This window comes from Nitrosospira multiformis ATCC 25196 (assembly GCF_000196355.1).
Classification (GTDB): Bacteria; Pseudomonadota; Gammaproteobacteria; order Burkholderiales; family Nitrosomonadaceae; genus Nitrosospira; species Nitrosospira multiformis.
Window position 1 is genome coordinate 1,730,609 of sequence record NC_007614.1, and the last position, 22,941, is coordinate 1,753,549.

Consider the following 22,941-nt stretch of genomic DNA (forward strand, 5'->3'; position numbering starts at 1 on the left):
TTCCCAACTTAATCAATTTAGAAGTTATCTTAAAAACAACAGGTATTCCTCTCTGTTCGCTAACGCACTCATGCTGAACTATCCCTTGCTTGCCATGCTCCTTCCTTGGAAGAGCCCTCTGTTCTCTTTATTCCATGCAGTCGTTCTGAAATGGAAGCAATCGAATGTTTACGGGGTTTGAATGCGGGGCTTGGATGGCTCATGGGTCGCTCCTCGCCCGGATTTCGTTATTCTCCATCACCACCTGCCGCTCCTGAGGATTGACGAAGCGGATGTCCGATTCACGGAAACGCTCCAGAATCCGTAAGTTGAAGCCGCGCTGTACCGGCCATCGGCCTTTATCCAGAGTCCGTATCTGTCCAAGAATGGTAATCATGAACCCATCCATCTGGTCGACGCCCCAGATATCGGCTTCCGACAGGATGAGATCCTTGAAATGTGGATCAGCTCGCATATCATCCACCACACTCCTGATAGCAGCAAATACCTTTCCGACATCCGAATCAGCGGCCACGCTAACCCTGATCGAAGCATTCCCGATACCGCGATTGGTGTTGGTGACGGTTGAAACCGAGCTGAACGGAACCACATGCAATGACCCGTCCGGGGCGCGCAACCGGACGGTGCGAATCGACAAATGCTCGACCGATCCTGAAAGATCAGCCACTGTGATGAAGTCGCCCACCTGGATTGCATTTTCCATGAGCAGGAAAATTCCGGTGATGAAATCCTGCACCAGCTTCTGTGAACCAAAACCCAATGCGACTCCGATGATACTGGCACCGGCCAACAGGGGCGCAATGGTAATGCCAAGCTCGTCCAGTGCTGCAAGCAGCACTATCATGATAAAGACAGCGGACATGGTCGTGCGCAGCATAGGCAGGAGGGTACGCAGGCGGGCAGCGCGGGCAATATCGCCAGCCTTCCCCCAGCGATCGATGCGGCGGCAGATCGCACTATTCAATGATTCCCATGCCGCCAGTGCCAAAGCACAGGTAACCGTGATTGTAACGACAGCGGAAGCCACTCGCCGGCCAACTGATCCACTTTCAAACCAGGACAAGGTATCCACTCCCCAAACGCGAAGCAATACGAGTCCGGTAACAACAGCGATCAACAATGAGACCGCACGATGTATCAGCAGGTGATAGGGGCTTTTTGTTCCAGCTTCGGCTGATCCTTCGAACAACTGCTGTCCTTGCTGCGCAGGCGTGTTTTTCCGGTCGGCAATGAAGGCGCGGTCGAGCGCGCCAAGAACAAAAATCGACGCAAGGCTCGCGCTGATAATAACCACGGCTGATAGCGCAAAGATATGGAGCACCTGTTGAAACCCGTTTTCCGTTCCCATCGACCACAACAGCCAGGCGCCAACGATAAAAAACGTTGCCACGAAAAGCCAGCTATCAGCCAGCAGTCTCCGCAATCCCGCCAGGGCTTGACTGTTTTCGGCTGAACCCCGGATCGCGACTGCCACTTCCTTGCGGCTGCGAAAAATCATTATCAGCAGCATGATATGGACAACGAGAGCCACCAGTTTGGAAAGCGCATTATGAGTGTCGGGGGTCGCTCCGGTTTCGAGAGCGATATCGGCAATGGCAGTACCAAAAACAGCGACGATAACAATGCGCCGCAGCCAGAGATTCAGGAAATTGGCTGCCTTGTCACTGATATGCATCAGGCGCAAGCGCTGGCCGATCGGCGATGCCATGAGGTGACCGATACTCAGCGCGATTCGCGTAGTGGCATACGCGCTGATGAGCGGGAGCGTGGTTGTGTAGAATATTGACGATCTTCCGCCGAAAGCAGTCAAGAGCAGAGTGGCTCCTGCCACAAACCCCCCCACTGGAACCAATTCGAGCAACCAGTAACCCAGAGCAAATGGAAAGCGACGCAACAGGCTCCAATGCCTGTCGACAGCCGTTGCCCTGCCCGTACCAGGGCCAGAGCCAGAGCCAGAGCCAGGGGCAGCATGCATGCTCGTTACGGGTTGAAGATGAGGGGCAGCCTGGTTCACCTCCTTCTCCGACCCTACTTTTTCTTTCGCCCTTTCCTCGTCGTCCTTTTGGCGCTCAGTCGCGTTTTGGCGAACTGCCGCACGGTCCTCAATCATTCGCCGCGGGTGCCGCAAGGCTCGTCTCAGTACCCATTCGGTAAACAGCCCCCCGCCAAGTATGAGAGCAACCTCCAATAATGCCTCCAGGACAATGGCACGGCGTTCCGGTACACCCAGATTGTTCTGCCACCAATCGCCCACCGTTCTTATTTGGAGAAGCGTTTGAACGGCTGCCCGTAACTGATTCACGACGATGTGCAGCCGCTCGCCGATGAGATCGAATACCTGAGCGACCAAGCCGCCCTTGGCGATTTCGATAGGAACACCTCCTGCCGGTGGAGCGCCGGATGACGAGACTCCATTGGTTTGTACGGCAGCTGGAGATTGGTCAGAATCAGAAGTTGCAGCGGGCGCGGAAACTTCGTCTGGCGTGTTTGCCGGTGGCGCTTCCGCCGTCGCTTGTGCGATTGCCCTTAACGTCTGTTCGAGCTCCGCACGCTTTGCATCGTCCTGAAGAATCGATAAGGTCCGCCTGGCTTGAGCGGGAGTAAGTGGGGATTGGATTGCTTGTTCTTCCGCCTCAGCCTGACTTAATGAAATAAATGGCAACAGGAAGCTGATTACTGCCACCAAGGCAGGGATTTTGTTCAGTGACATAGTAGAAAGACATTGTTTGCGATGGCCGATCAAGTCTGGCCGGCATCGCTCGTCTATGGTTACAGTTGAAGTAAGTAGGCAGGAACAACAATTCGATTGATTGGTTCCGGCGACGACATTCTATAAAGCTGCAAGAGTCGCCGTAATAATCCAAGGATTTCGGCCTTCCGAGCCGAAATAAAATGAATAAGCGACTTTATACAGGTGGGGGATCCGTTTCCCTTTCAAAATGCCGGTGCGCTGCTATAGCTTCGATGAAGCGGTCTAAGGCGTTTCCGATATCTTCATCTTCGAAGTGAAGAAGTCCGCTATCCTGTCCGCCTGCTCGCAATGTCCATCTTATACCGGAAGCCTCGATCAGTTTCCTGCCATAGCCCAGCACCAGTATGGGTTTGCAATGGCGATATTGCTCCTTGACGAATTCCAGCGCCTGCCCCAAACGCGCAAGCGCTTCCACGCCCTCGCTTCCCCCGGGCACTACCAAAGCGTCGAAGAGGACTGACGGCATGGCCTCCAGCGTTACATCCACCTGGATTTTTCCCTCTGTGGTCTGGACTGAACCCAGACGTGCCCCAACGAAGCGGGGAACCGCTTGTTCTCCCAGCAACCCGGCATGCAGTGTCGTAATCCTTCCATCTATGCCATCCGCAACGAGAATCGCTATTCTTCTCATACGGATGCCACCATCGCCGGGACGAGCAAAAAGTGACAGAGCGGGAGATGAAGAAACCTCCGGCGTAACATCTTTCTTCAGGGCTTTGGGGAGGGGTGGCGGCAAAGTATCCATACCCAATCCGCGAGCCACAGACTCAGCCAGATCGCTTGCAACATTTTCGAGCATTGCCACCATTCGCTGCCTTATGGCGGGAGATTGGACGCGAGTGAGCTCAAAACGAAAGGCGCGAATGATATGAACCTTTTCCACAGCGCTTTGGCTGTTCCAGAACAGGGTCGCCTGCGTGTAGTGGTCCGCAAACCGCTCGGGTTTACCGCGTACCTTATCTCCCTTCATCGGTTCGGGAAATGACCTGAAGCCGGCGGCACCAGCCTGAAATGGACAGCCTCCCGCAAGGGAATTCGGCTCATATGAAACCCGGCCTCTATTGATGGTCTGGCGATGCATCCCGTCCCGCTGGTTATTGTGAACTTGCGCGACCGGCGAATTGATCGGAATCTCGTGGAAGTTTGGCCCACCGAGACGCGTCAACTGGGTGTCGACATAGGAATGAATGCGGCCGGCAAGGAGGGGGTCATTACTGAAATCCAACCCGGGAACGATATGCGCAGCACAAAAAGCCACTTGTTCCGTTTCAGCAAAAAAATTATCTGGATTTCGATTGAGGATCATGCGCCCGACCGCCTTGACCGGGACCAACTCCTCCGGAACAATCTTCGTCGCATCGAGCACATCAAAGCTGAACTGTTCCGCTTGTTCCTCGGTAAAAATCTGCATGCCCAACTCGTATTCAGGGTATGCGCCACACTCTATTGCTTCCCATAAGTCGCGTCGGTGAAAATCAGGATCGGCGCCCGATATTTTGACCGCCTCATCCCAATCGAGCGAATAGGTCCCCGCAAGCGGCTGCCAGTGAAACTTGACGAATCGCGACTCACCCGCCGCTGTTACCAGGCGAAATGTATTGACGCCAAAACCCTGCATCGTTCGGAAACTACGTGGGATAGCCCGATCGGACATTAACCACATCAGCATGTGGGTGGATTCGGGCATGAGCGAGACAAAATCCCAGAATGTGTCATGCGCGGTGGAAGCCTGCGGAACCGCAAAATGCGGTTCAGGTTTGGCTGCGTGGACCAGATCGGGAAATTTGATGGCATCCTGTATAAAAAATACTGGAATGTTATTTCCTACCAGATCCCAGTTGCCTTCGTCCGTATAAAACTTGGTTGCGAAGCCTCGGGCATCGCGCACAGTGTCTGCAGACCCCCGTTCCCCGATCACCGTGGAGAAACGGACGAAAACAGGAGTGCGTTTCCCCGCCTCGGCAAACAGGGAAGCGCACGTATACTGGGCAAGTGATTCGTAACATTCGAAATATCCATGGGCAGCAGATCCACGGGCGTGAACCACACGCTCGGGTATGCGTTCATGGTCGAAATGAGTGATCTTTTCACGCAGAATAAAATCTTCCAGCAGCGCCGGTCCGCGATAGCCCGCCTTTAAGGAATTCTGATTATCACCGACAGGAACACCCTGATTGGTGGTAAGAGTCTGATTACTCGAATCCGCTCTTACACGGTCCAACGGTTCGTTGCCAGCATTGAAACGTAGCCGAGGTTCACCCGACCCGACTTTCGGTGACGCAACTGTCTCAGTTAGCGTACTCCCAGTAACAAAGGGATCGGAAGGAGCTACCGTTTGGCCTTCCTCGGGAAAAGTGGAAGCCTCTCCATGTTCTCCTGCCTTGTTGGCGTTATAAGGTATTGCCGCTGCGAGCTCGTCAGTAGCGGAGAGCTTTCTGGTGAAATCGTTCGCCGGTGAGCCGGTCGGGTTAGCGGGTCCCCCAACAGTAGATTTATTGTCCTTTTCGTTAGCCGTTCCCATCACGAATCCCCCTGCATTGGACTGATGATCCATGGTGAGGCCTCACGAGGCTTTTTTCGGTACGCCATCATACATAAGCTAATTTTTTTTCCACTGCAGAATGTCGCAGCAAGGGTCAAGCCCCTTCATTTGCATCTGCTATGTGTTGTCACGAACTGAATCGAAAAGAATCCAGCGATACTATTTTGAAAGTATTTGAAATGGCGTTCTTTTTCTCCACCCCATAAATTAGTGGTCTGAGTTTCCGCTAAAACGTGCCATGGAGTCAGCAATGTGAAATCAACTGGAGTAGTCGACTGCTTGATCATCGGGGCTGGCCCGGGTGGACTTACCGCAGCAATTTATCTCGCTCGCTTTCGGCGCCATATTACAATTGTTGACAGTGGATTCAGCCGCGCAGCGCTCATCCCTACCACCCATAACTGCCCCGGCTTTCCCATGGGTATCTCGGGAAATGAATTTCTGGATCGGCTGCGCTTACAGGCAGCGCAGTACGGCGTTGAAGTACAGGCCGGTGAGGTCCTGCGACTCAGGCAGGTTGAAAATTTTTTTGAGGCCCACGTCAGCAATAGTGCCGGCAGTGGAACTAGCCGCCATAGGGGTGGGGATGGGGGCGGGGCTGGCGGAATGTCAATTCGGGCCGTTACGATATTGCTGGCAACGGGAACTGCTGACTCGAGACTGGATACCAGCGACTGGAAGACATGTATAAGGAAAGGACTTATCCGGTTATGCCCCATCTGCGATGCCTATGAAGCCACGGATCAGAACATCGCCCTGCTATCCTCATCTCCTCGAGAGGGTGTAAAGCATGCACTGTTTCTGCGAACATACAGCCGGAACGTGACATTGATCTATCAGGCCAAGGCTGAACTGACGAGTGCCGAAAAAAGAAGGCTTCGTAAGGTCAATGTCGAGGTGATTGAGGACGCGCTTGGCAGCCTCCATATAACGGGAGAATCGAAACCTTCGATACGCCTTTCAAATGGAGAAGAACTTCCGTTCGATGTAATCTACCCGATGCTGGGCGAGAGCCCCAGATCCCAGCTGGCGGTTCAGCTTGGCGCGCGCTGTAATAGAGAGGGGAAATTGATTGTCGATCGGCACCAGCGTACCACTGTGGCGGGTGTATATGCGGTGGGAGATGTGGTTGATGGACTCAATCAGATCAGTGTTGCAGCGGCACATGCCGCCGTTGCATCTACCGACATTCAGAACCGCTTGAACAGGCTGGGCTATAGACTTTGCCCGTAGCTTCTGCCTTTCATGGGTTAAGGAGTGTATTTTCCAGGATCCCTCGTAATAAGTCTTTCACGGCATCTGAACCTACCATTATCTGTCTTTCTCGTTCCCCGAAGCAGGCCATAGCAACATTATTTTGTTGCTACCTCCCTTCCCTATGCTCACATCACGATGAAGCGTCTTCGATTCATACGAAGCATCGATCGAATATTTTCCCGGCGCGAGCTTGGCGAGCAGAAAAGGGCCTTCGGTGATCGTGTCCAGAAGTATCTTGCCGGATTCATCCTTGATAGTGACGCGAACGTCACTGATATAGGCGGCATGAGTCGGAGCATTCTGGGCAAGTTGAAGCACCAGGGGCCAGGTGCGTGCTTCCTTCAATATTGCCTCCACCTCATCCGCCCCGATACCTCCCGTTAAAAACTCAGTCTGGCCTTGTGATTGCACCGCTGGAAGCGGGGCAATGGTAGAGGAGGGATCTGATCCTGATTGAGCAAAACCAGGGCGGGAGCCAATCCCCGCCAAGACGAATGCAAATGCGATTGCACCTGTAAGAACGCGTTCAACAGTTTTCATTGGTCTGCCTCACTTGCCTCAGCCTATCTGATGCGAATACTGAAATGAATAGCTTTTATCTTTTCGGCTCATCCGCTGTTGCATGAGCACAAAATGCTAGCGTATCAATGTTTCTTTACGTTTTTGTCGTGGGAGACCCCGGGAATATCATCTGCAGCCGGGATATCAGAATCAACAATATCCGATGGTATTCCACGCCGGTCTGTATCTTTCAGACCCTGCTTCGTATCTTCATGCGCCTGTTCGATTACCTCGCGTGAATGTGCATTCCCCTGGTGGCTCGTACCCGCCGGCCTGGTTGTCTCGTCGCGCTCATGCGGGAGCAACGTCTGAGGCTCTTCCTTATCCTTGGCACGCGGTTTCGACTTGGGCAGATTCACCCGTTCCGTCAGCACCCCGGTTTCCTCGCGTTCCATTCGCTTGGAAGGCGGCTTCTTTTCTGTAGTCATCATATCACCCGTAGCGTCAATATACTGAAAGATACTTACTGAAAGGAAAGGTGGAAATTAAAACGACGCTTCAAACCAGGAGCTTCCTTTAAAATCATCCTTACCTTATCGCATCTGCCGTAATAGGGCTGTGTCCCAACGCACATACTCCCAACTTTATTCTTGTACTCATTCGTCTTATGTCGGTTAACGCACGGCAAAAGCGATTGAATGCGCCGAGAATGATGGCAATACGGAAACTGCAGGCGCCCTCCATGAGACCTTCCAAGTCGGGATGAAATCCGGTAACGAAGTCAGTAACGCCAACCGCTGCGGATTCCACTCTTCATAACATCACTCGAAAAAGAGAGGTGATATCATGAATGAACTACTTTCGAAATCCTGGCGCTCTCTTGCGCTACGCGGCTTCATATCGCTGGTGTTCGGTATACTTGCCGCATTCTGGCCAGGGATGACGCTCCTGTGGCTGCTCGTCATGTTCGCTGCTTATGCCCTCATCCAGGGGGTAGCCTCCACTATGGCAGCATTCCAAAACCGGAAAACCCATCATGACTGGTGGCTGATGCTGTTGTGGGGGGTGGTAGGGATTGGAGCGGGTGTAACGGCATTCATGCTTCCCAACCTGACCGCTGTGGTGCTTGTGCTGATAATTGGGGCAACTGCACTGGCAAGCGGAATTGTGGATATTGCAATGGCCATCCGGTTACGCAAAGTCATCCGGGGGGAAGGATTCCTGATTCTCAACGGCATCATCTCCATTGCGTTCGGTGTGTTCGTGTTCTTCTTCCCCGGCGCCGGGGCACTTGCGCTGGTTTGGATGATCGCCCTATACGCTATCGTTTCGGGATTATTACTCCTGGCGCTTGCTTGGCGAGCAAAAAAATGGGGCACCGATTATGAAGAATGGCCTCATGGGCATGGGTTAACCCATAAGTCTTTATAACAAGAATATGATGCGGTAATCCGATATCCGAGTGGATCCTGCCGGCGTCAGCCGGCTGCGTTACGGCTGGTAGGGTGCCTTCTGAATCGGCACATCCACCTTGCTGGCGATCCTGCTTCAGGTAGCTATTAAACAAACCGGCAAGGAGTAGTTACATTCTCCCGCGGGATTGGCTATGCTTGAGATCTCAATCCCATAACAGCTTTTTCCGCTGTAATTGCAATGGAATTCAAGGATTACTACAAAATCATGGGGGTTCCCCGCGACGCCTCACAGGATGACATCAAGCGCGCCTACCGGAAACTGGCGCGCAAATATCATCCCGACGTCAGCAAGGATCCGCAAGCGGAAGCCCGCTTCAAGGAGTTGGGTGAGGCCTATGAAGTCCTCAAAGATCCGGAGAAGCGCGTAGCATATGACCGCCTTGGCACAAACTGGAAAGCCGATCAGGAATTTCGTCCTCCCCCGGATTGGAATGCCGGCTTCGAGTTTTCACAACAGGGATTTACAGGAGCAGATGCCGCCCAGTTCAGCGAATTTTTCGAATCCCTGTTTGGGCGCAGTTTTCGTGCCGAGCAAGCGAGACGCGGAGGAGAGACTCATGGGGGTCCCGGTGGAGCTTTCTTTCATGCACCTGGCGAGGATCGGTATGCCAAAATAATGATCGATCTGGAAGATTCATATCACGGCGCTACCCGCACCATCTCGCTGCAAGTACCAGAGGTCGATGCAGAAGGACATGTATCGACGCGCGAACATAAGTTGAACGTGGTTATCCCCCGTGGTATCCGGCCCAGGCAATACATTCGTCTTGCTGGCAAGGGTGCGCCGGGCCATGGTCAGGGAAAGGCGGGCGATCTGTATCTGGAAATCGAGTTTCGCTCTCATCCCATCTATCGAGTAGACGAGCACGACGTCTATCTTGACCTCCCGGTAGCCCCCTGGGAGGCGGCGTTAGGCGCAACGATAACTGTTCCCACTCCGGAAGGAATGGTTGACCTGAAAATACCTGCTGATTCCACTACCGGACGGAAGCTGCGACTCAAAGGACGCGGTATTCCCGGCAAAATACCGGGTGACTTCTATGTTGTATTGCGCATTGTGCCACCGCCTGCCACCGATGAAAGTGATAAGGCCTTTTATCGCAGCATGGCGGAGCAATTCAAATCGTTCAACCCGCGGGCCAAACTGGGAGTGCAGGCATGAGTGACGAAAACGAATATCAAAAGGAAGCATCTTCGTTACAGCCAGGGCAGACAGTAACCATTATTGATGAACAGAACGCGTTGACACTGACAGAGATCAGCCACGCGTGTTCAGTACAAACGGGATATATCATCGAACTGGTGGATGAAGGGTTAATTACCCCGGAAATTGCGACAGAAGAACATGAACCCCATCGCTGGCGCTTCTCAGGCGCGCAAATGCGGCGTGCCAGAACGGCCCTTCGACTGCAAAGCGATCTTGGTATCAACCTTGCGGGAGTTGCGCTTGCCCTGCAGTTACTGGATGAAATTGAGACCTTGCAAATGCGATTGAATGTACTGAATAACTGGTAGCTGTTACCTGCTTGCATCATTCTACCCCTCGAATCACGCGATGGGAGCTTCCACTCCGATCTCCCGAAGCCCTGTTTTTACGCCCTCACCCCTAGCCCGCTCTCCTCATCCCGGTTCGTCCCCAGCGCTTCGCTCCCCCTGCACACAGCGAGAGCGCTTCATCCCTCCATTATCGAGGCCTTGCCCTTTATGTACGAAAACGAACGGAACACGAAGCGGTAGCTCAGGCATTATCGCCCCTAGTAATAAGCTCGGCCTTCCAGAACCGCCTCATCGCCCTCCTCATCTGCGGTTCAGGCGTGCCCAATGAACGAGCTTAACAAGATGCTCCAGCAGACCGCGAGGCCGGATGTCGAGTTATTTTTAAGGGCAAAGCAGCTTCTCAGGCATAGGGATAACTTTAAAATGGAAAAAGAACCGCTGATCAAATTACCCTGGCGCGGGAGGGAAACGATTGAATCAATACCCCCGCTACTGGAAGGGGCGCAGCGAATAGAAATAACCCTCCCCTCCAACTATAACCACGCCCTGTTTGAAACGCTCCATCCCGGAGAACCCCCGGCTCAACTTGAAGAGATTGACGCAGCAGGTGGACCGGAATTGCTTGGCCGTATTGCAGCCGTCAGCGGTCTGGAAGAATTCAGTCGACTCACAGAACCTCTAACCGCTGCTCGTGCGAGAGTGCAAGTTTTAAGCCCTGCAAAAGTCTTTATCATACTTCCCGGTGCAAACCTTAAAAGCAATGAACGGATCATCCATCCTGAAGCCGGGGAATAATTGCTGGCGCATCGAGCACGCGCACAAGGCTGCCTTTATCGTTGATGGAGCAGATTTTTTTCGTGCTTTCCGGGAAACGGTAAAACGCGCCCGCCGTTCCGTATTGATCATGGCCTGGGATATCGACAGCAGGCTGAAACTGGTACGGAATGAAGAACCCGATGGCTGGCCGACCACCCTCGGGGATTTCCTCAACAGCCTCGTCAAACGTAACAGAAATCTCCATGTTCATGTCCTCGACTGGGATTTCGTCATGCTGTTTGCAGCTGACCGAGAATGGCTTCCTCTCTATAAACAACGATGGAATGGCCACCGACGCTTGCATTTTCATCTTGATGATCATCATCCCACCGGAGCCTCCCATCACCAGAAAGTCGTGGTAGTTGACGACCAGGTGGCATTTGTGGGAGGGCTGGACCTGACGCTGGGTCGCTGGGACACGACCGAGCACGCGGCGTGTGACGAGCGGCGCAGGGATTTGCTGACAGAACCCATACCGCAGCCTTACCACGATATCCAGATGATGGTTTCCGGCCCGATCGCCAGCGCACTGGGAGAATTGGCGCGTGAACGGTGGTTCCTTGCAACGGGACAGAAACTTTCTGCTCCCAGGGTCAGGAGAGAAACAGACTACTGGCCGGATTATCTTGCACCCGACGTTGAGAACATCGAGGTTGCGATCGCCCGCACTGTTCCCGAATATGAAAACCAGAAAGAAGTGCGCGAGGTGGAACGGCTGGTGCTGGACTTGATCGCTTCCGCACGCCACAGCATCTACATAGAAGCGCAATATTTTACTTCCCACATCATAACGGATGCATTGGTTCGGCGGCTGGAAGAAGAAAGCGGTCCGGAGATCGTCGTGCTGCTGGCGGAACAAACAGTCGGTTGGTTATCGCAATACACCATGGATGTGCTGCGCGAGCGCTCGCTCAAGCGGTTGGTCACCGCAGATCGGTATCACCGCCTGGCCCTTTATGAGCCGTGCATCCCCGGCCTTGTCAACGAATGCGTGAACGTCCACTCCAAAATTATCATCATTGATAATGAGCGGTTGCGTATCGGATCAGCCAATCTCAATAATCGCTCCATGGGACTGGATACCGAATGCGATCTTATGCTTGAAGCGAATGGCAGAGAGAATGTAAGCCGGGCAATAGCTGGTTTTAGGGCACGCCTGCTTGCCGAACATTTAGGCATGCATGCCAGTATCATCGAAGAACGCATGGCGCGGGAAGGATCTTTGATCCGTACGATCGAAGCGTTGCGAGGTCATGGTCGTACCGTACGGCCGTGGCAGTTTCGAGTCGCCGCCGATGTGGATGCCCTGGTGCCGGACGAAGATATCGTGGACCCTGGCAAGCCGCTTGATGCGGGCTTGCTGATGGGGAAGCTTATTCCCGAGGGAGAACGCGCACCTGTACGAAGTCACATCGGTCTCATTGTATCGATACTGATCAGTGTATTGGCGCTCGCTGCCGCCTGGCGCTGGTCGCCTCTCAAGGAATGGATAGATGTCAGCACCCTGGTAACGCTTGCCGCCGAATTCGAGCGCGCTCCAGCTGCTCCATTCATTACGCTCGCCATATTCCTTCTCGGCGGTTTGATTGCATTTCCACTCACTGTGCTTATCATGGTATGCGCTCTGGTATTTGGTCCCTGGTACGGTTTTCTCTATTCGATGGGGGGCGCGCTATTGAGTGCTGCCTCCAGCTACGGTATCGGCCACTTGGTAGGACGCCATACAGTTTGGCGCTTTGCCGGAAAAAAAATCCGGGACCTGAACAAACGCCTGGCCCGACGCGGTCTGATGACAATCATCGCTCTCAGGATCATACCGCTCGCTCCCTTCACGGTCGTCAATCTCGTTGCAGGGGCGTCGCGGATTCGTTTCCGGGATTTCATGCTGGGAAGCTCAGTAGGCTTGCTGCCCGGGATAACCAGCATATCCGTCTTTACGGATCAGCTGGCTGCCACCATCCAGAAACCTGACCTGCCGGCGTTTGCAGCATTGGTTGCAGTTGCTGCGATCATAATCGTCATCGCATGGACATGCTGGAGATGGGCGAGCCGACGGCGCGAGACGATGAACCTTTCACCAGTTACTCAATCTGACTGAAGCTCGCCGACTTTCTGCTTTCGGCCCGGCGGTTTTCAGTTTAAATGTCTGTCTTACAGAAAACCGGGATTCATGAAATTCTATGCAAATGACACTGGCTACCTACAATATACACGGCTGTATCGGCGCCGACGGACGCTTTAAACCTGACCGTATCATAGACGTTCTGCAGGAGATGAATGCGGATATAATTGCTCTGCAGGAAGTAGAGCATCACCAGGTTGAAGGGTATGACCTGCTGGATTATTTCGCCGTAAAGACCGGGTTCACCGCCATTGCCGGACCCACCCTGGTACGCCGCACACACCACTATGGAAACGCCCTGTTGACGAAGCTTCCGGTCCTGGCAGTAAATCGGATAGATCTTACCCTGCCTGGCCGGGAGCCGCGCGGAGCGCTCGATGTCACTCTTGCCTGGAATGACCGGCGGGTGCACGTGGTTGCCACCCATCTCGGTCTGCGACCTTCGGAACGACGGCAACAGGTACGCCACTTGCTTAAGCTGTTTGAAATCCGTCTTACGGAGATATATGTATTAATGGGCGATCTCAATGAGTGGTTTCTGTGGGGACGCCCTCTTCGCTGGTTGCACGCTCACTTCAAGCGTCCTCCTCACTGCGCCACATTTCCCGCGCGGAAACCTTTCATGGCGCTGGACCGTCTATGGGTGCATCCGCGCCGTCGCCTGAAAAGCCTCGAAGCTCATAGCAGCAGCCTCGCAAGGATTGCATCGGATCACCTGCCCCTGAAAGCCATAATAGAAATCTGAGCGGTTGATCCCTGATATCTGCGCAATCGGGATTTATGCCAGTTCATCCCCGTCCAGGAATTATCTTTCTACTCGGTTGCTTTGACCCTTTATAGACAAGCAGCGTCCGGGGGAATGCACAACGTACACTTGCCGCTTTCACCCTGCTCGCAGCATTTATTCGGGAAACAGGTACCTCCGGCCGGAGGCCCTCCCCCGCCCCCACCGCTACCATTACCATTCCCGGCTATATCGATAAGACCCAGACAATCACGCAATAAGCGAACATCGAGCCCATGCAGGCCGCATAGCATGCAATCATAGCGGGAACTGACGGAAAAAATGCAGGGCACCCGATGCAGCCAAGAATCCAGCGGGGTGTCGAGGGATGCAGGCAGCCTCTGCAGTTTCTTGATTTACAGCTGTTAACCCTAGGCTCAGGACTCATTAATTGAGATAGAAGATGACAGTTGCGGCGATACAGATGGCAGAGAAGAAGGTATGGGCACAGCGGTCGTAACGCATGGCGATCCTGCGCCAGTCCTTGAGCCGAGCGAACATGTTCTCGATCCTGTGCCTTTGCCTGTAGAGGGTCTTGTCGTATTTGATCTGGATTTTGCGATTCCTTTTTGTCGGTATGCAGGGCGTCATGCCTTTGGCACGCAACGCTGCCCGGAACCAGGCAGCGTCATAGCCGCGGTCTGCAATCAGGGTTTTGGCTTTGGGCAATGACGGCAGCAGCACACGTGCTCCCTTGTAATCGCTCATCTGCCCTTCGGACAGGAGCATGGCCACAGGCTTGCCCTGACCGTCGCAGACCACATGAAGCTTCGAGTTCAGGCCGCCCTTTGTGCGACCGATACGGCGGGGAACATCCCCTTTTTTAGCAGGCTGGCTGCCGTGCGGTGGGCCTTCAGATGCGTGGCGTCGATCATCAGCCTCTCGGGCGTTTCCTCTTTACCGGTCAGTTCCACAAAGATGCGGTTGAACACGCCCAGTCGGCTCCAGCGCACGAAACGGTTATACAGTGTCTTGTGCGGCCCGTATTCCCTGGGGGCATCCTTCCATTGCAGGCCATTCCGAATGACGTAGATGATCCCGCTGATCACCCGCAGATCATCAACACGGGGAACTCCGTGGGACAAGGGAAAATAAGGTTTTATACGGTTGAACTGTGTTTCCGACAGGTAAAACAAATCTCTCATGGCAGCACCTCCGCCATAAGTGAATCACATTTGATCCTATTCGTGAATCATGAAATTAATAGGTCCTGAACCTAGTTCCGAAGGATGGGACGTAATCTTACCGGTCCATCGTTACTCACGCTTACAGGATTTACTCAGCTGCGTGCGCCTCGTCCCTTAAATCCGCCCCCTTCGCGAGCGTGAAACAAGTGTTCCCCGTGATGTCCGCGAAATTGCGATACGTGTCCAACCGCACAGAATTTCCGCCCGAAAAACCTATTATCGCGGGTATCAGCAAATAATTTTTCATAAAACCGAGAGGTTTCCTGTCTGGAAAATCCGGCACCGTGCGAATGAAATCAAGTCTGCAGGAGGTAAAAATGCTACGAAGAATAGTGGCACTCGCCGCAGTTGCTGCAGGAGGGATGATGTTATCGAAAACATTCAGGAAATCGAGGGACTCCGGATACACATCGAGTGTGGAGAACTTTATCGAAGTCAATGTACCGGTTAGTACTGCATATAACCAATGGACCCAATTTGAAGAATTTCCCAGGTTCATGAAAGGTGTGCGCGAAGTACAACAGATCGATGATACCCACCTGCATTGGCGGGCAGAGATTGCCGGCAAGGAAGAAGAATGGGATGCCGAGATTACGGAACAGGTTCCTGATCAGCGGATCGCATGGCACAGCACGAATGGTGCCAAAAATTCTGGTGTTGTGAGCTTCTACGGAATCTCCGACTCAAAAACCCGAGTGGTGCTGAAGATGGATTATGGACCGCGGACCTTCCTTGAAGGACTGGGGGACGCTTTGGGGGCAGTAAAGGCACGTACAAGCGAAGATCTCCGGTGCTTCAAGGAATTTCTCGAAAGCCGGGGAAAGGAAACCGGGGCGTGGCGCGGTTCGGTCGGACAGCATTAGCACTTCTCAGACTCAAAGATCATACTAACTTCTCCCCTTGGTACGATCAAAGCACTCGGTCGCCTTTTGGCAGCCCGCTTTCTTCAAAGAAAATTCAAAAAGCTTCTCGATATAGAGAGACTCCTCTTTGGGACACTCGATCCACCGATCTTTTGCCGGCTTCTACGTAATCCCTGCTTCCACTACCCCTGCTGTTGTTTTTCCAGCCTATCTTCAGTACAGGAAATTCCTGAACAGTCCTGGCAGTCCTGAGCGAGCGAATTGCAGTTAAAATCGGTTGTCCCAAGGCATATGTCCGATCATCACCTCCTTTTCGGCAGCATTCCCGTATCCAGTTGCGCCAGTAAGTATCTGTTCAGGGCCCCTCATGTTATAGAAGAAATAAGGAAAACAAGAAGCAGGAAGATGAACATTGCATACATCCGAACAAAATAAAAAAGACTCATATCAGCAATCCATTCAAGAACTGGTCTCCGCCTACGAAGCGGATACCCGGCTGGGCTTGAGCGAGACGGAAGCCTTGGCACGACTGGAGAGATACGGCAGAAATGAGCTGCCAGCCGGAAAAGTTATTCCCCGCTGGCAAAAATTTCTCGCTCAGTTCCAGAATGTACTGGTTATCCTTCTGCTGATTGCAACGGCAATTTCGGCAGGTCTGTGGCTTTATGAACGTGAATCCGCTTTACCTTACGAGGCAATCGCTATCTTTGCGGTGGTGCTGCTCAATGCGCTCATGGGTTACATTCAGGAATCCAGAGCGGAAGAAGCAGTCGCTGCCTTACGTCGGATGTCGGCAGCGCGTGCCAAGGTCGTCCGCGACGGTGTACAGCGTTCGGTTATTGCGGCAGAACTGGTGCCCGGCGATATCATTCTCGTTGAAGAAGGCGATACCATCCCTGCGGACGCACGGCTCATTCAAACCACCGCACTACAAACGTCTGAAGCGGCACTTACCGGCGAGAGTTTGCCTGTGTCCAAGGATACCGGGCTCATCACGGAACCGTCGGAGCTTGGGGACCGCCATAATATGATCTTTAGTGGGACTACCGTTACTTTCGGCCGTGCGTATGCGCTGGTGGTGGCAATCGGTGCGCAAACCCAGATGGGGCGTATCGCAGGAATGTTGGCAATGGTGCCGCCAGAGACAACGTTGTTGCAGAAAGAACTTGCGCATATCGGCAAGCTCCTGGGAATAATCGTGATGGCAATCGCCATCATAATGATTACCACGATTATTCTCATAGGGAAGGTAAGCAGTCTGGCTGTACTTATGGATGTCCTCATACTGGGAGTAGCCCTCGCTGTTGCCGCCATACCCGAAGGCTTGCCTGCCGTGGTAACAGCCGTACTTGCCCTGGGCGTCCAACGCATGGCATGCAGAAATGCAATAGTACGTCATCTCCCTGCAGTCGAAACGCTGGGTTCCGCAACCATTATCGCTTCCGACAAAACAGGCACCCTGACAAAAAATGAGATGACAGTGCGGGTAGTCATTACGGCAAGTGGACGCATCGAAATGACAGGTACCGGCTATTCACCCAAAGGCGAGGTGCGCAGCTGCAGCCCTGGGAATAATGACTATCCGGATAATTTCCCTCAAGCTGATCCAGGTGTCATGGAAGAAGATAAAGCGAGTGGGAGGATTGAAGGCGCGTTGCGACATGAGCTTGAATGGGCTCTGGCCATTGCCGACAGAGCCAGTAACGCTGTATTGCAGCATAATGCGGATGGATGGAGGGTAGAGGGTGATCCGACCGAAGGAGCGCTTATCGTCGCGGCGCGCAAGGCAGGACTGGAGGCTGATGCACTGGATGCACGATTCGAGCGTGTGGGCGAACTTCCCTTCACCTCGGAGCGTAAATTGATGACGACACTACATGCCAATAAAAAAAAACGCGAATGCCTGCTCGTCTTTACCAAGGGCGCGCCTGATGCATTGCTCACCCGCTGCTCCCTTGAACTGGTAGGGGAAGAAACCAGAGCGCTAACTCCGGAGCGACGCAGTGAGATCCTGAAGCTGAATGAGGAATTGGCAGCTGAGGCATTACGTTCTCTCGGTGTCGCGTTCCGATCCCTCCCTGCTGATGCGTTCGAAGCCGATAGAGCGGACGAAAGCATCGAGTACAACCTTGTATTCGTAGGGTTGATCGGCATGCTCGATCCTCCACGCGAGGAAGCCAAAAATGCCGTTAGTCGGGCAAAGGCCGCCGGTATCAGACCGATAATGATCACGGGCGATCATCCTGTAACTGCAACCGTTATTGCCGCTCAGTTGGGAATAGCTGAAGACAGGCGGGTTGTTACAGGTGCAAAACTCGAGCAACTCTCGGATGAGGAGCTTGATCGCACTGTAAAGGAAGTTTCCGTGTATGCGCGCGTAAACCCGGAGCATAAGCTTCGTATTGTCAAAGCGCTCCAGAGAGGGGGTGAAGTCACTGCAATGACGGGGGACGGCGTAAACGATGCGCCTGCCCTGAAAACTTCGGATATTGGAGTGGCCATGGGAATCACAGGGACGGATGTCTCCAGGGAAGCGGCTGACATGGTTCTCACGGACGACAATTTTGCGTCGATCGTGGCGGCGGTGGAAGAAGGCCGCACCATTTTTTCCAATATTCGAAAATTTTTACGCTATCTGCTCTCGTCCAATATAGGAGAAGTACTGGTGATGTTTTTCGGCGTACTGCTTGCAAATATCATCGGATTGCAGACGGAGGATGGGCTTATTGTGCTGCCCCTGCTGGCAACGCAACTTCTGTGGATTAATTTCGTAACCGATGGAGCGCCTGCCCTCGCGCTGGGCGTCGATCCACCAGGTGCTCATGTGATGCGCAGACCTCCCCGGGCAAAGGGAGAACGTGTAATAACACCTGAAATGTGGTTCGGCATCGCCTTTGTAGGTGTAATCACGGCAATAGGAACGCTGCTGGTGATCGATGCCTGCCTTCCGCAAGGCCTTATAGAAGGCGCGGGCAGCATACCCTATGCGCAGACAATGGCTTTCAATACCCTGGTATTGTTTTCCCTCTTTAATGTCCTGAATGCGCGTTCTGATAAACAGAGTGCATTCGTCGGTTTATTCTCCAATAAATGGCTATGGAGCGCGATCCCGCTTTCGCTTCTGCTGCAGGTCGCTGTAATTTACGTGCCATTTCTACAGCACGCATTCTCTACCGTCAGCCTGAGTCTGCGCGACTGGCTGCTTTGCGCAGGGGTAGCAAGTTCCGTGCTGTGGTTGCGTGAATTGAGCAAATTGATATACCGTGCAGCGAGCCAAGCCTCTCGTTCCCCAGTAGCTCAGCAGCCCTAGAGTACAGCGGCCGCACCAACTGCGGTTACTTCATGTTTTATTTTACGTCGCGGAAAGACAGCATTCTGCTGTTCGTTCTTAATTTCTGATAGATGGCTCGGTCCGCACACCTTCATCTGGCGTAGCCCACTTAGTCGCTGCTTTAATATTATTTTCAGCACGGCTCGCATTGACACAATCGGGCGTCGCATCCAGCATGCGCGGACTCGTCATGCAATCTTTTAGCTTTGCAGCTCGTTCCGTTGCATGCGATTCATACCAATCAACGGATCTGACGTCTTCCTGCTCGGGGCGGATATCGCATCCGGCAAGTATTGCTATCACGCATCCGCTCATTCCTACTGAAATAATAGTCTTTCTCATATTTAAATTCTTCGGAGTAGATTATCCGTGATACACCAGAGCGATAATCACGGTTATGTCCGTGTTCATACCGCTTGAGAATTGCATAAATCGGCGGGCTAATTCTGTGCGGTGGCGTACCAAGCCGAAGGAAGGCAGAATCGTTACAAAACTTCGTTCCGACGGTTCGAATCTTCCACAATACGCACTGTTGATGTGGCATAAGTGGAGGTTTAACCGGGATAGGGTGGATTTTCACGATTCATGGGGTAGTGGGGCATGTCTTGAAGGAAGATTGCCCATGGAGCGAGCGAGTGCATAGGAAAGTTTTTAAAAGAAGTAATCAACGCCACCGGCGAAAGCGAAAACCAGGATCGAGCCGGGGCAAGATGTCTACCGCACACCAGCTCGATCTTCTTCTGGTCTGGTCCAATTAAGCCATTTCACTGGCCGCCGGGCTCCGCAGTAGGCCGCGGCTTTCCATCTCCCTCTGCAACATATCCATCGCCTGATCATGAATCAGATCGAGCGCGTCATAACCGCGATTACGCAATGAGGCCGCCTTGAGCATTCCACAGGCCATCGTTTTCCTGATTTCACGCAATCCAATCTTTTGGCCACAGTAGGCGCGAATTATCTGCTCGATACCCCTGCGATGATGAATTCCTGTCCCAAAATTTGCAGCAAGGTGCCGACTGAGCAGATCGAAGCCACTCGCTTCCCGGCCGAACTGAACATTTATGTAAGCCATATGCAGTTCAGATAATATGCGATTACATAAGCTTAGAATCAGCGCCGCTTGTGCGTGAAGATCGTGCGCAGTCAATTCACCATGTGCGCCACTCTCCCCTGCCCTGTCAGGGCCGCGCATCGCGTTAACCGATGAGATTCTCACGATTGGACGACTGGTGGTTTCATACGCCCAGCTCAATGCATGCTGCGGATCATTAAATTTCATTTGTCATATTCCCTTTTTGAAAAAATGTACAACGAACGCCGTGTTTTTGCCCTTTTTCACAGAACTCCAGGTTATTCCACCCCATTCGGATTCGATTCATGCCGGCAGCCGTGGCATGATCGGGTTTGCCTGCGCTCTGCAACCGCTTCCGGATCTCCATACTCCCAATGCTCAAGAGGCAAGCGCATATCGTTCTTCTTGGTGTCTGGTCTTCTGATACCTGTTCTCATTCGTTACGCTCCGGTTCCTTAAAATTTGCACTATGGTGTGGTTGTCCTTGTATGAATGCCTGTGCCACAGGTGGGTGTTAATAGTTACCCGATACGTCTATAGTCATTCAGAGTGCAAAGCCATTTGCTTGACGGTAAATGGCTCTGCTTCATGATTCCTTGGTGAAAGTGAACCTTTCTTGCTTGAAGATTTCCAATGAAGGATATTATTACAAGTTTTACTTGTATATGTCAAGTGAAACTTGTAAGCGGGATGCAAGAATTGCTTGTATTATGATGGCATGGACATAGCGCGGATAATTCGCGAGGGACGCGAAAAGCTTAAATTGAACCAGTCGGAGCTGGCCGAGCTTGTGGGCGTGTCTCCACAGGCGGTTCAGCAGTGGGAATCTGGCGCTACACAACCGCGCGGGAAAAGACTGAACAAGATCGCAGAAGTGCTCAAGCTGCCCCCGGCGATGATGCATTTCGGAATGTCACTGGAAGTTCCGGCTGCGCCTGATGCTGCAGTATCGCGTCAACCGGAGAATCCGGGACGTGGAACTCGAGGTACCTCTCCCCGCGTCACTGAGAAACCGGTTTCGGAGAACGATGCACTTATCAATCAGGTTGTCGAAGCAATGCGGCGCATGTCTAAAGAAGATGCAGCGCGACTGGTAACAATAAGCAAGGCGCTGGTAGGTGAAACAGTTACCGAAGTGGCTGAGGCGGTTCCTTCGGTAGATCTGAAACCTCTACCGGTACCGGATCTGCCTCCTCATCCCCCTCCAGCTTTTCCTCCGCGTCGGATGTCCGAGAGTAGAACGAAGGTCAGGGGAAAGACGGCAATCAGATAGGCGGCACCTTTCCAGGCATGGAACGGATCGCCGCAAAAATGACAGACGCCGAAGCTGACGCTGTTGGAGTAGCATGTTTATAAAAAGAAAAGATACATAAGGAAATACAGAATATATTTGCGTCACCCACTCTGATTATCATCGGATAATAGAAGAGTTGGCGCCTTATAATAATCTGGACCAGAGATACGCCAGTAACACTCCTGCCCTCATGAGACCATTAGCAAATAGACTGCCGTATGACAGTACGGAGATGCTGCTCGCCTTTCATGTATCAGAAAAGGCACGTGCAAAACGTGACAGATACATCATGCAATTCCCCGAGGAGTCGCGGGAACTGGAAAAAAGGAGGTATACACTTGAGCAGGCAGTAAAGGAAGTGCTGGGTGAAGTAGCGGAAGTCGCATTGCTTATCCGGGAACTGGAGAGCTGATTCGAAGGCCGAAGTTCTGTACAAATAACCTATTGATTGGATTATATCTTTTTCCCTTTTCGCCTTTTTATCGATCAGGAATTCATATGAAATATCTTATGGTTGTCTTGCTCAGCATGTGGGTGCTCTCTTCGTGTGTTATCACGGGAAAAATGTCAGGTATCCGGGAAGGCATGACAAAAGAGCAAGTGATAAGCATCGCGGGTAATCCGGATGGCTATCAGCGCAGTGGCGATTATGAGGCGTTGCTTTATATCGATCGTCGGCACTCCTGGTCCTTGTTCGGTGGACCCTATCGGGATGCTGTTGATTATTCGGTCATCCTTCGTGATGATCAGGTGATGGAGTTCGGCCCAGGCAGAACGCATGAGCGCCAGGCTGAAGTTCCTTTCGTCAGGGTTCCGGGCCGTTAACCTGCATTTATCCGTATTTCCCACGACTTCCAGCGATTGCCCGACCCCGATCCTTTCAAAACCCAGCCCCTTCCTTCCCTCCAATACTTGTTTACAAGTTTATCTTGACAATTACAAGTAATACTTGTATTATGCTTTCCATGTTGCAGCGCCACAGTTGATCGGTCCTGGTGTTGCAACATCCGTGAAACAGACGTGCAGCCTGCCTCAGGCATAGCCTCGATCGAGTAAGGCCCTCAGGGCGTCGAAAGACAAGCGGTCAGGGAAGGGAAAGGCACAAAGAAATATCCAGGCCGTGCCTGGCGCGGAAATTGAACCCGATCTGAAAGGGTAAACCAGGGTAGAGCAAGGGAGGGCGTGATGGGAAACGGGGTGGGGCGATGGATGAACTGGATGGCAGCGTGGACCGAACATTGTCCCGCCCCCCTTGATCTCTCGGATAGCGAGATACTCGACTGGTTAAGCGAATACTGCGACCAGGCCGTCTATAATCATCCGACATCGCAATCCTGCGGCGGCTTCACTCTCTATTGCGATGAAATCAGAAGCAGCGCCTCCACATTGCGGGAAGCAGTTTGTCTCGCGGCGGCGAAGTGGAGGGAGGCAAATGATTAGACGTTTTC

Annotated in this window: 21 protein-coding genes; 13 read left to right on the forward strand and 8 right to left on the reverse strand. The window is 52.8% G+C overall.

The window, feature by feature from the left end:
* Nucleotides 1-199: 199 nt before the first annotated feature.
* Together NMUL_RS07950 and NMUL_RS07955 are read right to left on the reverse strand one after the other, a co-directional pair.
* Nucleotides 200-2,710 carry a mechanosensitive ion channel domain-containing protein gene (locus NMUL_RS07950; protein ID WP_011380848.1) on the reverse strand — a complete coding sequence of 837 codons (2,511 nt, stop codon included), beginning with the start codon at nt 2,708-2,710 and terminating at the stop codon, nt 200-202.
* A gap of 196 nt (nt 2,711-2,906) precedes the next feature.
* Entirely contained in the window at nt 2,907-5,306 is a 2,400-nt protein-coding gene (locus tag NMUL_RS07955; RefSeq protein ID WP_011380849.1) for a catalase, read from the reverse strand.
* A gap of 240 nt (nt 5,307-5,546) precedes the next feature.
* Between NMUL_RS07955 and NMUL_RS07960 the strand changes: the two genes are divergently transcribed.
* The gene (locus NMUL_RS07960; protein WP_011380850.1) at nt 5,547-6,527 is read left to right on the forward strand and encodes an NAD(P)/FAD-dependent oxidoreductase; all 981 of its coding nucleotides are present in this window, start codon (nt 5,547-5,549) and stop codon (nt 6,525-6,527) included.
* Nucleotides 6,528-6,605: 78 nt separating this feature from the next.
* Here NMUL_RS07960 and NMUL_RS07965 read toward each other — a convergent pair whose 3' ends face one another.
* Nucleotides 6,606-7,091: a hypothetical protein gene (locus tag NMUL_RS07965; protein ID WP_011380851.1), complete on the reverse strand. Its 486-nt coding sequence runs from the start codon at nt 7,089-7,091 to the stop codon at nt 6,606-6,608.
* Nucleotides 7,092-7,195: 104 nt separating this feature from the next.
* The gene (locus NMUL_RS07970) at nt 7,196-7,543 is read right to left on the reverse strand and encodes a hypothetical protein (RefSeq protein WP_011380852.1); all 348 of its coding nucleotides are present in this window, start codon (nt 7,541-7,543) and stop codon (nt 7,196-7,198) included.
* A 355-nt stretch (nt 7,544-7,898) separates the two neighbouring features.
* Here NMUL_RS07970 and NMUL_RS07975 point away from each other — a divergent pair, with 355 nt between their 5' ends.
* The 6 genes from NMUL_RS07975 (at nt 7,899) to NMUL_RS08000 (ending at nt 13,707) form a co-directional block, all read left to right on the forward strand.
* Complete coding sequence (locus tag NMUL_RS07975; protein ID WP_011380853.1) at nt 7,899-8,483, forward strand: HdeD family acid-resistance protein; 585 nt, start codon at nt 7,899-7,901, stop codon at nt 8,481-8,483.
* 222 nt (nt 8,484-8,705) lie between these two features.
* On the forward strand, nt 8,706-9,689 hold the full coding sequence (locus NMUL_RS07980; RefSeq protein WP_011380854.1) for a DnaJ C-terminal domain-containing protein: 984 nt from the start codon (nt 8,706-8,708) through the stop codon (nt 9,687-9,689).
* A complete protein-coding gene (locus NMUL_RS07985; RefSeq protein ID WP_011380855.1) occupies nt 9,686-10,042 on the forward strand; it encodes a chaperone modulator CbpM in 357 nt (118 codons plus the stop codon). The genes NMUL_RS07980 and NMUL_RS07985 overlap by 4 nt, the downstream gene beginning before the upstream one ends.
* Nucleotides 10,043-10,348: 306 nt before the next feature.
* The gene (locus NMUL_RS07990) at nt 10,349-10,819 is read left to right on the forward strand and encodes a hypothetical protein (protein ID WP_011380856.1); all 471 of its coding nucleotides are present in this window, start codon (nt 10,349-10,351) and stop codon (nt 10,817-10,819) included.
* Nucleotides 10,785-12,938 (forward strand): VTT domain-containing protein, encoded by a 2,154-nt coding sequence (locus tag NMUL_RS07995; RefSeq protein ID WP_011380857.1) that lies wholly within the window; start codon nt 10,785-10,787, stop codon nt 12,936-12,938. Before NMUL_RS07990 ends, NMUL_RS07995 begins: the two co-directional genes overlap by 35 nt.
* Nucleotides 12,939-13,020: 82 nt before the next feature.
* Nucleotides 13,021-13,707, forward strand: coding sequence for an endonuclease/exonuclease/phosphatase family protein (locus NMUL_RS08000; RefSeq protein ID WP_011380858.1), 687 nt, complete (start codon nt 13,021-13,023; stop codon nt 13,705-13,707).
* Nucleotides 13,708-14,133: 426 nt separating this feature from the next.
* Here the strand turns inward: NMUL_RS08000 and NMUL_RS15330 are convergent.
* A protein-coding gene (locus NMUL_RS15330) for an IS5 family transposase (RefSeq protein WP_148235532.1) occupies nt 14,134-14,891 on the reverse strand; the annotation gives its coding sequence in 2 pieces (ribosomal slippage) (nt 14,134-14,558 and nt 14,558-14,891; 759 coding nt in all).
* Nucleotides 14,892-15,250: 359 nt separating this feature from the next.
* Between NMUL_RS15330 and NMUL_RS08020 the strand changes: the two genes are divergently transcribed.
* Both NMUL_RS08020 and NMUL_RS08025 read left to right on the forward strand, forming a co-directional pair.
* A complete protein-coding gene (locus NMUL_RS08020; protein WP_011380859.1) occupies nt 15,251-15,796 on the forward strand; it encodes an SRPBCC family protein in 546 nt (181 codons plus the stop codon).
* A 412-nt stretch (nt 15,797-16,208) separates the two neighbouring features.
* A complete protein-coding gene (locus tag NMUL_RS08025) occupies nt 16,209-19,106 on the forward strand; it encodes a cation-translocating P-type ATPase (protein ID WP_011380860.1) in 2,898 nt (965 codons plus the stop codon).
* A gap of 78 nt (nt 19,107-19,184) precedes the next feature.
* On the opposite strand, the gene NMUL_RS15335 is transcribed toward NMUL_RS08025, so the two are convergent.
* The 3 genes from NMUL_RS15335 to NMUL_RS15945 form a co-directional block, all read right to left on the reverse strand.
* Nucleotides 19,185-19,469, reverse strand: a complete 285-nt coding sequence (locus tag NMUL_RS15335; protein ID WP_011380861.1) for an EexN family lipoprotein — start codon at nt 19,467-19,469, stop codon at nt 19,185-19,187.
* 412 nt (nt 19,470-19,881) lie between these two features.
* Nucleotides 19,882-20,406: a hypothetical protein gene (locus tag NMUL_RS08030; RefSeq protein WP_011380862.1), complete on the reverse strand. Its 525-nt coding sequence runs from the start codon at nt 20,404-20,406 to the stop codon at nt 19,882-19,884.
* A gap of 71 nt (nt 20,407-20,477) precedes the next feature.
* Nucleotides 20,478-20,636: a hypothetical protein gene (locus NMUL_RS15945; protein ID WP_167535566.1), complete on the reverse strand. Its 159-nt coding sequence runs from the start codon at nt 20,634-20,636 to the stop codon at nt 20,478-20,480.
* A 281-nt stretch (nt 20,637-20,917) separates the two neighbouring features.
* Here NMUL_RS15945 and NMUL_RS08035 point away from each other — a divergent pair, with 281 nt between their 5' ends.
* The 4 genes from NMUL_RS08035 to NMUL_RS08050 all read left to right on the forward strand — a co-directional run bounded on the left by NMUL_RS08035 (nt 20,918) and on the right by NMUL_RS08050 (nt 22,933).
* Complete coding sequence (locus NMUL_RS08035; RefSeq protein ID WP_041352475.1) at nt 20,918-21,472, forward strand: helix-turn-helix domain-containing protein; 555 nt, start codon at nt 20,918-20,920, stop codon at nt 21,470-21,472.
* Nucleotides 21,473-21,683: 211 nt separating this feature from the next.
* A complete protein-coding gene (locus tag NMUL_RS08040; protein ID WP_074706855.1) occupies nt 21,684-21,905 on the forward strand; it encodes a hypothetical protein in 222 nt (73 codons plus the stop codon).
* A gap of 86 nt (nt 21,906-21,991) precedes the next feature.
* Nucleotides 21,992-22,318, forward strand: a complete 327-nt coding sequence (locus tag NMUL_RS08045) for a hypothetical protein (RefSeq protein WP_011380865.1) — start codon at nt 21,992-21,994, stop codon at nt 22,316-22,318.
* A 393-nt stretch (nt 22,319-22,711) separates the two neighbouring features.
* Complete coding sequence (locus tag NMUL_RS08050; RefSeq protein WP_238529779.1) at nt 22,712-22,933, forward strand: hypothetical protein; 222 nt, start codon at nt 22,712-22,714, stop codon at nt 22,931-22,933.
* Nucleotides 22,934-22,941: the final 8 nt, after the last annotated feature.